Origin of the sequence: Candidatus Lokiarchaeum ossiferum (assembly GCA_025839675.1) — an archaeon.
GTDB lineage: Archaea > Asgardarchaeota > Lokiarchaeia > Sigyniarchaeales > Promethearchaeaceae > Lokiarchaeum > Lokiarchaeum ossiferum.
Genome location: CP104013.1, coordinates 1,049,782 through 1,065,445 on the forward strand (window position 1 = coordinate 1,049,782; position 15,664 = coordinate 1,065,445).

Genomic DNA, 15,664 nt, shown 5'->3' on the forward strand with positions numbered 1-15,664 from the left:
AAAAATCTTCATGCAAAATCCAGAACATAGAAATGGAGAATAAACCCTATCGTCCACAATATCCCCCCGATCATTAGCCACAAACCATCCGGCCAGTCCCGCTTCTTTCCTATCCTTGGATCAACAAAAATAAAAATCCCATATACCATAATTAAAGCAAAAATCATAGATCCGATACCTAAATTTGGAAATATTGCCGATTTCAATCCTTGAGGATACCATATTGATCCAACTACAACAATAGGGATGTGCAATGTTAATCGCTCCAATATAACCCAAAGATCCACTTTTTCGGGTGAAAATTCTCCTCCTCCGGGTAAAACACTTTTATTTTGTTTCAATTTAATGAAAAATGGGATATCAAAAACAAAGATACAAATAACCATCATGGGATAGGTGCAAGCAACCACTAAATTGAAAGCATCATTTTGGAAGCTAAAGATCATCGCAATAAAGAAATATTCTGCTAAAAATCTACTGGTAAAATGGCGCTCATATTTCAATTGCTTCTTTAATTTTATTTCATTTACCCAAATACGAAAAATAAGGCCTAAACATCCAAAAATTACCAAAAATATATTCATTGAGAACAAGAATCACAATGTTTCACCAGATTAAAATACATCCAAAAAAAAAATAATATTAATTATATTTGTAGATTATGAAACCTCTTGCCGAATATCGAATAAACTAACCCATTGATAATAAACTTGATAACATTCAGGACAGAAAATCACTGCCCTGGTCACCAATTGATTATTCTTCACCTTATAAGACCCATCTTCTTGATCGAAATTCTTGAGAATGTTCTCCGATTTGCAGCGAGGACAAACATTAATATCTTGAAAATCAATGAAACGAAAATCAGGATTGAGAATTTTTTCCACCTTATCCTTTTCTTTCTGCATTTGTACAATTTTGTCCATCTCTTGCATGCCTTCATCATCTGCATGAATAGATTCGGTACTTTCTGAATCAATTTTTCCCAGTTCCCGAATTATCTGCCCATCTTTGATGATTAAAGTCCGATCCGCAATTTTTCGGACTTCTGGGTTGTGAGTGACTATCACAATAGATTTATCCGGATTTTTTTGAATGAACTGTCTAAAAATGTTCATAATTTTTTCTGACGAGATAGAATCAATATTACCCGTAGGTTCATCGGCCAAAATAATAGTGGGATTATTTGCAAATGCCATTGCAATTGCCACTCGCTGTTTTTCCCCACCTGATAGCGTAAAAGGACGATGATGTGCACGATCTTCTAACCCGATTTCTTTAATGAGCTCATGAACTCGAGTTCGTTTATACTCATTGCTCTTCTTCGCAATAGTCATAGGCAATTCTACATTTCCTTCTGCGGTCAAACTGGGAATAAGGTTAAAAAATTGAAAGACTATACCAATTTCATTTTGCAAAATTTGCTGCACTCCTTCATCCTTCATACGAGTAACATCAAACCCACGAATGAACACATGCCCTGCACTGGCTTGATCCATCCCAGATATGACGTTTAAAAGAGTTGTTTTTCCTGATCCTGAAGGACCCATAATCACAACAATCTCTCCAGCGTAAATATTCATATTGACTCCCTTAAGGGCGACTACTTCCAAATTACCTTGTTGGAAGATGCGAAAGACATTTTGACAACTAACGTTCACTTGCCTTTGTTTCAAGGGGACTTGTTTGTCTTGCGGTGTTACATTAGCGTCTACATCCGTTTTGGATGATTCATTTTCATTTTCGATCATAGTTTGACATTCCTTTTTTTTTTATTAAAATTGATGGAAATAATCCGTATAATTTTTTTTAGATTCAAAATAGTAGACAAGAAGATATATAATTATTGAGAAAACCGGTATCAATAATCCCACCAATAATATATCCATAAATTTGAAAAAAATGGGTGTTTTTATGTCTTGAAAGTTCAATTCAACAGCCCCTAACAATTTAGTAACAAAAATACCCTCAATTGCTCCGCTAAAAATTCCAGTGAATAAGGAAATCGTAAAAACCATCAGTGTCTCAGTTAATAAAAGCTTTAAAACACCTTTTTTTCCATATCCACGAGCTAAAAGGACACCTTGATTAAATTTATCCGCTTTCCTCAAAAATACTAATAATATTGCAACACCAATAGCAATAATTAATCCAATAGCAATAAAATCCAAATATAGCACGGAATAAATCGTATTGGTTAAAGCACCTTCAAATATATTAACATCATCCAAATTATAAGAATTCCAATCATTATCATAGGTATATATATCAAAATTGTCAAAAGCCCCTATTTTTATTGTTGTATTCATTGTTCCTTCTACGCAAAACTCGAAATTGGGTTCAACTACAAGATTGAAATCAAACATATGAATTATATTTTGACCATACATCATAGAAATATCTAATTCTAAAGCGTCAATATCAACTAGCATGCATGTATAATCAGAATAATAACTTCGGTCATAATACGAAATCCCTGGAATCAGATCTACAACTGAGATAATTTTTGCAAGGTAGGTTTTAGTAAAAGTCCTTATAAAGTTTGGATCATAATATTTGATGTCTATATTAATAATTTCACCAAGTTCTACCGAATTAAGTTCAAGATATTTAGAATTTACTGCTACCCCAAGATCAGAATCCTCAGGATTTCTATTATAATTAACTACTTCTTGAAACGGTGAAAATTTATTTTCGCTAATCAAATCTTTTCCATCTTCAGTAATACAAGTAGTGTATTTAGAGAGATTTAAGTAATATTCCATCTCATTATACCTCCCCGTGTTAAATCCCCGATATATGGTCAATACATCATCTATGTATGTTTCATTATCTTCATTAGTCAATCCTTTGTACGTATTTTCAATATCAACTAAATCTTGACCAGATTTAACTAATCCTCGCGGACCTGGTCTATCAGCATCAAGACGATAATCAATTTCCGGAGAATATGTTATTTTAGCATCCGCCCCAGCTTCAATGTTGTACTCTATTCGTTGATACCTAACTATTGAATTTAACATTATGTTTGAAAAGATGAAAAGTGACATAAATATTCCAATAAGGAACATAGTGGTGATGTATTGCTTTTTTCGAACCATATTTAAAGCCAAAATTTTATTATCCTTTTTCATAATAATTCGGGAGATTTTGCGAGTAAATTTAGCAAAACGGCTAGGTTTCTCAAGTGCAAGGAACCGAATAATTGCAAAAACAAGGAGAAGTGGTGCAAAATAAAATAGAAACATTATACCACTTATCCTATATCGTAAACCATAGAATAACGATTGATAAATATCGCTATCAGAATTCAAACTACCTAAGTAAAGAAAATAGAATATAACCGGAATTAAACTAAGTATTAGTAATAAATAAGAAATTGGCCATATTTTTTTTTCTCTTTGTGAAACACTATCCTTATAGAGACTTCTTCGACGATTAAATAACTTTTTTCGTTTGGATTTTTTTAAATTTTGAACTCTTCCCTTCGATTCAACAAATAAATGAGGAGAACTCTCTTGAACATTCTTAGAATAAAAAGGTGTGTCTTCTAATGCAATTTTTTTTAATTTAGACTTTTTGAAAACAGATTTTTCGTCATATATTGCTTCCATTGAGTCAGAACCTAAGATTTCAAGAAGTTTATTGGTATGTAATTTACCTATATAGATTAGTGAAAGGATACTGGCAATTTGAGTAGTAAAAATTCCTACGATTAGTGAGGTAATAATAGGTCTCTCAGTTAGAACAAAAGATAGAGCTAATTCTATTCCAGATAATCCCAGAAACTGGGTCAACATATTACGGATAACATAAAATACACCTATACCTATAGTTGATCCTGCGAGTGATGCAATTGTTCCAATAGCAAAACCTTCAAAGAGAATTTGATTTCTGATCATTCCAGCAGGAGTTCCCTTGCTTCTTAATAATAAAAATTCTTCAATTCGACTTTTTTGTGCAATTTTTAAGGAAAAAGAACCAATTATTAAAGCAAATATCAAAATCGGAAAATTGATTAATTGGAAAGCAATCCTAATCAAATTCAAGTCCATCCCAACATAACTCATTTGATATACCAAATAATTCATGAAGAACAGACCGTCAGGTAGATTGGATTGAATAATTTCAGTACTAGTTTGCATTTGTGTAATTGTCGAAGAAATATGATTAAAATCTATTTTATTATGATTTGCAATAGCATTTAAAGATTGAACTCGAAACACATCGGAAGAATTCTCATTCCATTTTTGAGATAAAAATTCAGTCAGAATTGAATTTCCATAGAAATTAGATTGATTATAATAAGCAAAGACTGGTGCTTGGATATTATAAACAAAATCACGATCATCTAAATTCGGGGAAGATACATAGGTATTTGTTTTAGTGTCAAATTCGTATTCGGACCTGAAGTTCATATTGGAAAATTGATAACTATATTTTAAACTCCCAAAAATACCCACTATTTTCACGTTTTCGATACAATATTTTGTCCATTTAGAGGGTACGACTTGGTAATCTCCATCAATTCTTTGGAAAATGGAATCACTGGATGGTGAACAGATGGTCAAGTTGTACACATTGTTAAATGAAAAGTTCATGAATTTAGCAAACTGAACATCTACAAGAATTTCTTGTTCATTTTTTGGAAAAGTTCCTTTAATTAGTTTGAAGAATTTATTAAAATTTGGTGTTAAGTAGAAATTCTCTTCAGGTTGTAGTAGATTCATCTTTTGAAAATAATAATCGCCAAATATTGGTTTAGATGTGTTTACATTGGTATAATTCTTGTAAAAATATGAATTCTCAGAAGAGTAAATAGACAGTTGAAAATACTCATCAATATACAATGATTTTTGATTTTCAGCAATATTTTGTATTATTGTTTTGTAATCATCAATTTCATCTGCATCCAAAAATGAATTATTATCATGCTTTTGCATATCGTAATATGAAAATGAGTAATCATTTACCTCGGTAATATTTTCTTCTATAAATCTATTCGAAAATGAATCCGAATAATAGGCTACACCTGCAACCATGCTTATAGCAATACTTAAACAGAATATAATTAAATATGCATTTTTTAAAGTAGATTTCGCCTGAGAGGCATAATATTTTAATCTGCCTTTGCCCATTATATCACCATTTTTGATTGAAAGACAATTCTTCTAATTGTTTCACAATAATCACTTATTTTGAAGGGGTAATTATTTGATATTTTCATATTTTCGTTGTACATGTTTTCATTTGTTAGAATTGATGGAAATAATCCGTATAGTTTTTTTTGGTCTCAAAATAATAAACCAGAAGATATATTGCTATGGATAGAATTGGAATTAGGAGTCCTAAAAGCAATAAATCCAGAGGATTAAAGAAAATGGGAAGTCTAATATCATTAAAATTGAAGGAAACGATCTTATAAAATTGTAAAAGAAGGACACTTTGAAGACCGCCGCTGAACAAACCAGATACAATTGAAATAGAAAAGACAATTGCAATTTCGGTCAATAATAATTTTAAAACGCCTTTTTTTCCATAACCTCGCGCTAAAAGAACTCCTTGATTATATTTATCCGCTTTTCGTAAAAATACCAATAAAATTGCAATACCAATCGCGATTATAATTCCAATGATGATTAAATCTAGATAAAAGATAGAATATACTCCAGAAACTTCAGAAAGGTTTGCGAGATCCAAATTTTTCAATGAAACAGAATCCCAAGAGTTATCATAATATTTAAATTCTCCTATTGGAATATCATAATCTAATGCAACGTTCCATATTTGGTTTTCAATATAAGTTGAATTTAGAGCAATTTCATAATTGAGATCAATCATTTGAAAAACTTGTGAGCCGTAAATAATATTCGAAGATAGATTCAAGCTATCAATATCAATTAAAATACACTGATCTGTGGAATAATAAAAGTAGTCCGGTCTATAGAGAATACCAGGAAATAAATCGCTTACAGCAACAATATTTACGGAAATCCTCTCGTGAACGAAATCTTCATCTTCAGGATTATAATAATCTAAATCCATTAACATAGATTCGCCGACATCAACAGAATTTTGTTCAAGAAAAGTAGGATTTACAATAATTCCAAGGTCAGAATTATCTGGATTGTCATTATAATCTAAAGTTTGTTGAATTTTTTTAAAATGATCTTTGCTAATAGCATCTTTGTGATCTTCCGAAATAATATTGAGGTATTTAGAAAGATTGAGGAAATATCGTTGATCTTCCAAATACCCTCCATATGTATTTTTCCTTTGAACTGTTAAAACATCATTTATGAAGGATTCATTCTCAGAATTATTCAAATTTTTGAGTGCATTTTCAAATGAAGTGAAATCATCCCCCGATTGAATTGGAGAGTCTTTTTCAAGGAATGTATCTGCAGAATCGTAATTGAATAAAAGACTTCCAGGTAACTCCAAGTTGAGATCTGCTCCAGATGCAATATTTGTATTCACACGATCATATCTAATTATAGAATTCAAAGTTACATTTGAAAAAACAAGAACGGATATAAAGACGCCCACAAGAAACATCGTGGTGATATATTGCTTTTTTCTAACCATATTCAGTGCAACTAAGTTACTATCGCGTTTTAGGAATATCTTGGAGATCTTTTTTGAAAATTTCGCAAACCGACTCGGTTTTTCTAGGGCTACAAAACGAATTATGCCAAAAACGAGTAACAAAGGAGCTCCGATGAAAAGTATTATTAGCCCTGCAAATCCACCCATAAAAATCGAAGCGATTATCCAATAAAAATAATCATTGTTTGTCTCCGCTGCACTAATATATAATAAAAATATAATAGCTGGAATCAAAGATAATAGAATGATTAAATATGAAAAGGGGCGTATTTTCTTTTCCTTGCTTTGCATCGTATCTTTGTATAATGATCTTTTTCTACGAAATAATCCCTTCTTCCTTTTTTTCCCACTTGTTTCATTATTTAACGCAGGATCAGAAAGAAAATGAGGAGAACTTTCAACAACATTTCCAGAATAAAATGGAGTATCTTCCAAAGTTATATTGGCATCTTTATGTTTTTTAAAGATCGTTTTTTCATCATACAATGCTTCCATCGAATCTGCCCCTAAAATGGATAACAATTTATTTGTGTGCAATTTGCTAATAAAAACAAGTGAAATAATGCTCGCAACTTGGGTTAAAAGCGTCCCCACTATAAAAGAAGTTAAAACCGATCTACCCGTTAAAATGAAAGGTAAAACAAGTCCAATTTCCCTTGATAAGAAGATTTTGGTTAAAATATTTCGTAAAATGAAGAAAACCCCAATACCTAATATTGCCCCTAATAGAGTTGCAATGGCACCAATGAAGAAACCTTCAACTAAGATTTGGTTTCTAATCATGTTCTGTGGAGTACCTTTACTTCTCAATAACAAAAACTCTTCTATTCGATTTTTTTGTTCAATTTTTAGAGCAAAAGCACCAATAAATAATGCGAATCCGATAATTGGGAGATTCAAAATCTGAAAAACGGTTCGAGTAAACCCAATTTCATAACTAACACTCAATAATTGATTGTAGATATAATTCTCGTACCGCATGGGCAATTGATCAAACAAAATATAATTGCTGATTTGCATTTCATTTATGGTGGAAGATATATGCTGAAAATCAATCTTACTGTAATCTGCACTAGCACATAACATTTGATCTCGATACAGTCGAACGTGGAAATCATTCCACGCGGTTACGAGAAAATTTGCAAATTTCGAATTTCCATATACGTTGGATATATTATAGTAGGTGAAAAATGGAGATTGATCGCGGTCGTAAAACGAGTTATATTGAACCTCAAAGGATTCTGTCTTTGTATCAAGTAGATATCTTGAATCATAATAATCGCCCAAAATTTGATAATTATCATCCTTAAGACAACCATATATCCCTACAACTTTAATATCTGAAATATTATAGAAAATTAAATCAGAATTTAATTCGGGACCATCTTGGGTCCATTCAAATATTCCTGAATTAGTTCCTTCTCCAACAAGATCTATTGTATAAGTTTTACCCAAGGTCAAATTCATTTCTTGTGCAAAAAGAACATCGATTAGTATTTCATTTTCACTGGTTGGATAAGTTCCATCCAATATTGTATAGAAATTTGAAAAACTGTCCGTTTGATAGAAGTTTTCTTGAACTTGATACAAATTAAAAGTGTGGCCATAAAATGAACTCGCCCCATTTGGGTAAATATCCAGATTTTGACTATTATTGGTAAAGAAATAAATTTCACTCGAACGATATACGGACATCTGATAATAACGGTCAATTTTTAATGCTTCTTGAGCGTCTGTAATTTGAGTTATTTGATCTTCAAATCCAAAAATTGTTTCAGCAGAAGTGTTTCTAAATTCATGACTATTACCATAATAACTGAAGGAATAATCAACTAATTCATTGATATTCGCCCTAATTATATAATTAGTATATGTATCTGAAAAATACGCAACGCCTGCAACCATACTTAGGGCAATACCTAAACCAATAATTATCAAATATGCGTTTTTCGTGGTCTTCCTCGCTTGTGAAAGATAATAATTTAAATGTCCGGTTTTCATCATTAGATTCACCCTGGTTTAAAATTTATGGAAGAATTTTGAAATATTCTGCCGGGATTCGATTAAAAAGGCCACATAGGAAATAATTAAAGATAATATCATAATTAACCCGAGTATGCCGAATAGTTCACCTAGATTAGCATAAATTGGAAAATTAGTACTTTGATTTGCCACTTCAAGGTAATTTCCAACTTTTACAAAAATTGCGGAAAAGGAAAACCCGCAAAATAATCCAATGAGAATTCCAATTGTGAATATCACGATTAATTCACTAAGAATCAATTGCAATAACCCCTTTTTACCAAATCCCCTTGAGAGAAGGACCCCATTGAAGAATTTATTTTCTTTTTCTAGAGCCAAAATTAAAACTGCCAGCCCTATAGCAATTAAAATCCCTACAATAATGAAATCAAAATATAAAACACCATATACACCCACTGTCCCTATAGTTGCCTTAAGTGAGACAGAATTCCAATTCTGATCATAAAATTCCATATGGTTGAACCTACGAATGAATCCTTGAGTGATGTTAGCGATATGATCTTCAATTAATGATGAATTAGAAGTCAGTTCGGATGTGATATCAAATAATTGATAAATAGCATCTCCATACATAATTTCAGGGGAACTATTAGCAAATTGTATATCGCAAGCAAGCATCGGTCGAGCAAACTGATTCACTCCAAATTTATGAAAAATTCCGGGTAAAATTTCAATAGTTTTCAATAACTTAACCAATATTGTTGTTGAACGAACTTCTTCGGTTGAACTATTTATGAAACTAAAGGTAAAGTTGAACAAATCCCCTTCATTTTTGAGGTTGTAGGTCAGAAAATCTTGGTTAACTAACACACCGGGAGTATTATTTTCAGGATTTTTATTGTATTTTATAAGGGCTTGCATGTCCCTTCGAAATTGTCCACTAGGTAGCATTTTTTTATCTTCATCAATTATCTTCATATAATTTTCATAGTCAAAAAGGTAGGGTGTATAATTTCGAGAGGTAGAATCAGGATTGTAGCATGTTACCATATTATTGACCATCGGATTCCCATCACTATAATTATAATTAAGGAAAGCATCTTCAAATTCAACAATATCCGACAAATTCTCCATATACAAATTAACCCCTGAGAGTTCAGTTCGAACATCTGCCCCTATCTCAAGATTTGCATAGATATTTTCATATCGAGCGTTTGTATTCAAGTAAACGTTTGTGAAACAAAATAATGCGGTAAAAATTCCAATAATCAGGATAACAGTTTTATATTGCTTCCGTCTCACCATTTCAATGCCCACAAGAAACCCTCGTTCTTTTAAAAACCACTCAGATATTTTTTTAGAGAGATTTGCAAAGAAACTTGGTTTTTCTTTAGTAAAAAGTCGAATTACTCCTAAAGCAAAGAATATCGGGGAAATTATAATGAATATTGTTAATACTGTTAGATTCTTTTTAAGATCAGCACTTAAAATAGCCAATTGATCAGAGGCTGATGGTAAAGATCCAAGATAGATTAGTGCAAACAAAATTAAGGGAATCGTGGACAGAAGTATAAACGCATAGGAGAAATTAATGATTTTTGCTTCCTTCTCCTTTAGAGGATCCACATAAAATGAAGTACCACTATCAGGTTCTCCTGAAGGAGCATTAAGTCCAGGTGAAGGATATGATTTTGTTTCTCGAACAAGTTGTCTTTGTAAATCTCTTTGTGAGTTGAAAAGATTGGTAGAATTCCATAAATTCCATTTCTTTTTTGGTTTTTTTGGTTTATCTTTTTTCTTTCTATCCGAGATTTTGGAGGGATCTTCATCTGTAGAGATTTCCCAAGATTTTTTCCCAAATAGTGATCTTTCATCATAAATAGCATCCATTTCTTGAGAACCAATGGACGATAGCAATTCACTTACAGGCATTTTGATGACAAAACGAATGGCAATAGCGCTCCCTAAGAATGAAAGCAAAATACCAAAGAGGAAAGTATCCAAAATGGAATTCATACTTATTCGTAAAGCAACTAAGGAGGCAGATTTCATATCAAAGATTTCGATAAACAAACTACGAAAAAGGAAGAATCCTCCTGTCCCACATATCAAGCCCAATGCAGTAGAAAAAAAAGCAATAAATAGACTTTCAACGATGAATTGATTTCCTATCATCATTGGAGGTACCCCCTTACTTTTTAGAAGCAAAAACTCTTCCAAGCGGGATTTTACTTCAGTTTTTCGAGCAAATGATCCCAATAATATGGCGGTCAATAAAATAGGAATATTCATTAATAGCAAAGTTGTTCTCACATAGTCAGTTTTTCCATAAAGTATGCGTAGAGCGGATTGTGTATAGTCTATAAATCTGTAATCGTTCGATATTTGATCCAATTGATTTCTGATAATGATATCTTCAGTTCGCATCTTGTTTGCAAGAGAGTTCATATTGCTTAACTTGAAACTACCTCGAGAAATTATCCCTCCAACACAAATTCGAGATTCAATCAATTTTACCAAATCATTTGAATCCCACTCATTTTCAATATTATAAAAAAGATTTCGAAAATAGAACGATTTAGAATCTTTTATATAATTATAGTATGTTAAAATAGGAGCAGAATGAATTTCTGCCGAAGAAAAAACGCCTGTTGTTTCATTAATATATGTTGGAAGAAGATTTGAGCTAAACTCAAAGACTGAAAACCGATAATTTTCCCGATTAGGTTTGAATATCCCAACAACAGTTGCATTTAAATTATACCCAAAAATTTGATCTTCAATAAAATCGGGCTGTTCATTTGGAATTGAATGATTTTCTAGATTGTCATATGCGTGGACACCGATTGCTTTTTCTCGATCAACACGAATATAAACGTTTGTGGTTTTAGATAAATTCATATTTAAATATTGAGCATATGCCGAATCGATCAAAATTTCTCCAGGATTTTCCGGTGATCTTCCCTCAAGGATTGTGAAAAATTCTGAAAAACGATCATAGTGATAAAACTCAGAATCAAAAGCCCCCATGGAAAAGGGCAGTGTGTTTTGTGAGATATTATCAAATAAATCTACACCTTGAGTTGTAAAATAACTAAAATATGGAATATGATCAGGAGAATATTCACTTTCTTCATAGAGATCATGGATGCGTTGCAATGTTCCGGGAATATTGTAAACAAGTGGAAGTTCAAAAGTATTTGAATTAAGCACCACTTCATAATCAATAACATTATTTAATTCAATGTCAAACTTGTAGCGTTGATATGAATCAGAATAGTAACCTAACCCGGAGATCAAACTCAGAGTGATTGAAAATGCGATAATTATTAAAATTGAACTCTTAACATTCCGCGTCCCTTGCGAGAGATAATATGTAAATCGATTTCCCATTAGTATTGTCCTTTGAGTGTTTTCTAATTTTGAATAACAAAAATATACACAATTTGTTATATAAATCTTGTTATCAAGTAAAAGAACAGAATTCATATTTTTTAGAAAAAGAAAGAAATGAAAAAAGGCTGGTGTCTAAAATTATTTGTCTGATTTTGGTTTTAATTCTTTAATTTGAGGGCGATGCTTGAACGTAATATCTTTGGGCTTTTTTTTTGTAAGAGCATCGGGTTTCAAATGAGGTTTCTCAAGTCTGATCGTATTTTCTTCATTTTGAACCAAATCAGAAGAAGGTTTGGGTACATCCGAAGTTTTCGCTAAAACAGGTGATGTTTTGGGAGATTTACTTGTGTCTGGGACCACTTTAGTTATTTTAGGACTTTCATCCGGCGCTTTATAGGGGGCAATAGTATCCCCTGAAGGTAAAACTAAAGAGGTAACGTCCGATTTAGTTGTAAACCCAGATTTTCGATTTCCTTTTGAAATATTGGATTTTAACTGTCCTTGAACCTTCCCAGGTAAAATATCCTTGACAAGATGAATGTAAGACCCCATAAATAAATCCTTCCGTGATTTTGTTGAAATATTGAACGATTTTCCGCGCTTCATTGATCGCTTAAGTTTTTTAATATCACGAACAATCTTTGGATATTTGTAGTACTTTTGATAAGCAATAAAAGAAGAAGTTAACCCCGCTAATGCGATACCCATAGTATAAAAAGCCCAAGACGGAATGGAATCAGTGGGTGGAGAAATAACATTCAAAGTAATTGTAAACTGATCAAACTTATAGTTTAACCCTTTGTACACAGTGATTATGATTTTATGAATTCCTTCGGGTAAATTATTTAAGAGTATAGTATAAACGTGGTTTTCATCTTCCAAAAGCGTTCCCGACCCTAAAGCAGACTGATATTCAACCAAACATCCAGATATCAGGCCCCCATTGTCAAGATCTTCAACAATTACACCTAAATCAAAATCTTCACCTGGCCGTAAAGAATAAGAACTATTATAATGTTGAGAAGTAATATTCGTACTTATAGGTCTTATTTTTATCTGGAAATTCTTTGTAAATTGGGCATAATTAGCTTTTTGAGACAACACAGTTATAAAGTGAACCCCCAATCCCATTTCGGTAGTATTTAATTGAAAATAATAATGGCTCCCCGAGGATCTATCTGAAAATTGACTTGAATTAAGTCCAACCAATGAAAAAGTAACCGCTGAAATAATATTTCCAGATTCCGAATCATATAAAGCCCCAGAAATATTTAAATAATGGGTTATGGGAACTTCAACTTGGGTAAACATAGAATAATCAGAATTATCAACAAAAACACCTAAGTTCACACTACGAGGTGTTATTTGTACTTCAATCAATTCGTTGTATTCTAGATGCTTAGGAGACGAAGCTACGAGGAAAATATAATAAATTCCTATGCTGAAATTAGTTGTATCAACAATGAATTCATGTTTTGTTGAAATCTGTCGATATGAAGAAGAGGCACCAGTCAATGTTACCGCTGCATCTAAAACGACATCAAATGTCACAGAATCATAAACTTGTGCAGTTAAATTCAAAGTTGAATTGTATTCGAGGTCAATATGAGGAGATAACGTTGAATTGATCCCATTCAAAAAAATATCAAAATATGAATCTCTCCCTAATACTTTGATCCGGATTTGTTGCGAAGACTGTTCATAATTGGATTTTCCCAGATATACTGTAATTAAATGGGTTCCTAATCCTATTTTGGAAGTATTTAATAGATATTGGTATCTATTCCCAATCTCTGAAAATTCAAAGGTGGAATCATCAATATTATTACCTACTAAAGAAATATTTGCATTGATTAAAGGTTCCTTACTTTCAAAATCATAATACCATGAAGTAATGTTCAATTGTGTATCATAGGGAACTTCTATAATTGGTGATTCAGTTAAATTGATATCATTGGAGAAGAGATCACAATAAGTGGGTCTTCCAATAATATTTATTTCTATTATCAGAGATGGTGTGTTATACCAAGTCCCTTCATTATCCGGAGTAATTTCTAACAAGTAGGACAACCCTGCAGAAACAATAGAAGTATTGATATCAAATTCATACAATCCATCGCCCAGAAAGAGAACAGGACTATGATTATCGACCCAATTTAGAGAAAACGCACTATTATTGATTGAAACAACTGGAGAACTTTCAGAATAATTTAGAGTGATCGTTTTCGTGGTATTCCAAATGACATCATAATTATTTTTGCCATCAAGTGTGTTTAAAGTGGTTTCAATCGGTTCCCGTGACTCTATCACATTATACCATACAATTAAATTAATATTATCAAGGAAAATAGAGACATTATTTACAAGATAGAATTCATCGGCAATATACAATAGAATAGAAATGGATGTGTTTTCACTAAATTTATTTTTATCCAAAAACAATGAAGAAACATCAAATCCATCCCCTTCATTAGTAGATTGAATTTCTGTAGTCATTGAAGATAAGAATATTTGTTCTGAAAGATAATTATCATTTATGCCTATTTGAATTCGAGAATTTGGAGTAAGGTATCCTATTTGTTCGCTTATATTATAGTCAAAACTTAAGGTTGCATTAACAATTTCAATTTCTTTATCTAAATACTCACTATTATTTAATTTATTAGCACTTTGAACAAGATCTAAAGTAGAAAACTGATCTATTCTTTTTTCATAACTAAATTCTAAACTAAAGTTTTTAATTAAAAGAGAATCCCAAATATCTTGATCACTCCACCAATTATCTTCACACCAAATTCTTATTCCCAGCGTTACTGTGAAATGAAAATAATCCTTGCTTAATACTGATGTAAGATAGATAATTAATGCCTCTTCAGATGTTGCATTAAAAACTAAATCAAGTAAATCATTGGAGCCAGTATCAGAGCCTAATTCGACAGTTTGATAAAACGCAACTTCGTAAGTATCATTTTTATCAAGATCAGATAGTAAAACATAAAATCTAGCATAGTCACCCGTCCCAAATTGAGGGGAAATAGGATCGTGATCACTTCTATCACTCGTATCATCCCCTGGGCATTCAATTCCACCCATCCACCCATCAGCAGCATCAGAAACGGAGGCATTAATTGTAGTTCTTACAGAAGCACTAGTAATGCGATATTCAGACATATTAACATCAGTTGTTAAATTTTTTTCCCAGTGAACACTCGGTGATTGATTCGCATCTTCATCCCATGCATGAGAAACCTCCAACATATCTTCTGAATTGAAAAGATGGGAATCAGGAAAAACTGGAAAATTTGGATTACTTTTTTCTAGCCAATCAATATTTGAGAATGATGGATTTATATCCGAGAAAGTATTGGAATTTCCAATTATTGTGGAATTCGAAACTTCGGTGGAAATAGCACCATCTAAATCAAATAGATCTCCGGTTTTTTCATAATTCCATGGACTATCGCCAAAATCTGTAGTAAAAGATGGATCATTAATTAATTGTTTCGAATAAAGCGTGCTATTTTTTAGTATAACAGAGGAGTTTGGATTATTAAATTTATTATCATTGTTATTTCCAGTATTTTTATATTCTTTAATTGTATTCTGTGTAACCACTTGACCAATAATGCAAATCATCAATATTGCCAAGGTGATTTTTTTTTTGGGAGAATTCATT

6 protein-coding genes are annotated in these 15,664 nt (G+C 32.0%); all 6 read right to left on the minus strand.

What is annotated here, in order from left to right:
* Positions 1-8: 8 nt before the first annotated feature.
* The 6 genes from NEF87_RS04240 to NEF87_RS04265 all read right to left on the minus strand — a co-directional run bounded on the left by NEF87_RS04240 (position 9) and on the right by NEF87_RS04265 (position 15,663).
* Positions 9-584 (minus strand): hypothetical protein, encoded by a 576-nt coding sequence (locus NEF87_RS04240; protein ID WP_457918786.1) that lies wholly within the window; start codon positions 582-584, stop codon positions 9-11.
* A gap of 75 nt (positions 585-659) precedes the next feature.
* Positions 660-1,751, minus strand: coding sequence for an ABC transporter ATP-binding protein (locus tag NEF87_RS04245; protein ID WP_457918787.1), 1,092 nt, complete (start codon positions 1,749-1,751; stop codon positions 660-662).
* Between the two features lie 24 nt (positions 1,752-1,775).
* Positions 1,776-5,138 (minus strand): FtsX-like permease family protein, encoded by a 3,363-nt coding sequence (locus NEF87_RS04250; protein WP_457918788.1) that lies wholly within the window; start codon positions 5,136-5,138, stop codon positions 1,776-1,778.
* A 115-nt stretch (positions 5,139-5,253) separates the two neighbouring features.
* A complete protein-coding gene (locus NEF87_RS04255; protein WP_457918789.1) occupies positions 5,254-8,613 on the minus strand; it encodes an ABC transporter permease in 3,360 nt (1,119 codons plus the stop codon).
* Between the two features lie 15 nt (positions 8,614-8,628).
* Positions 8,629-11,985, minus strand: a complete 3,357-nt coding sequence (locus tag NEF87_RS04260) for an FtsX-like permease family protein (RefSeq protein ID WP_457918790.1) — start codon at positions 11,983-11,985, stop codon at positions 8,629-8,631.
* Positions 11,986-12,126: 141 nt separating this feature from the next.
* Positions 12,127-15,663, minus strand: coding sequence for a hypothetical protein (locus tag NEF87_RS04265; protein ID WP_457918791.1), 3,537 nt, complete (start codon positions 15,661-15,663; stop codon positions 12,127-12,129).
* Between the last annotated feature and the right edge of the window lies 1 nt (position 15,664).

Excerpts from the sequence above, each read along its gene's own strand:
- NEF87_RS04240 (WP_457918786.1), bottom strand. The coding sequence starts at position 584 with ATGAATATATTTTTGGTAATTTTTGGATGTTTAGGCCTTATTTTTCGT.
- NEF87_RS04245 (WP_457918787.1), bottom strand. The coding sequence starts at position 1,751 with ATGATCGAAAATGAAAATGAATCATCCAAAACGGATGTAGACGCTAAT.
- NEF87_RS04250 (WP_457918788.1), bottom strand. The coding sequence starts at position 5,138 with ATGGGCAAAGGCAGATTAAAATATTATGCCTCTCAGGCGAAATCTACT.
- NEF87_RS04255 (WP_457918789.1), bottom strand. The coding sequence starts at position 8,613 with ATGATGAAAACCGGACATTTAAATTATTATCTTTCACAAGCGAGGAAG.
- NEF87_RS04260 (WP_457918790.1), bottom strand. The coding sequence starts at position 11,985 with ATGGGAAATCGATTTACATATTATCTCTCGCAAGGGACGCGGAATGTT.
- NEF87_RS04265 (WP_457918791.1), bottom strand. The coding sequence starts at position 15,663 with ATGAATTCTCCCAAAAAAAAAATCACCTTGGCAATATTGATGATTTGC.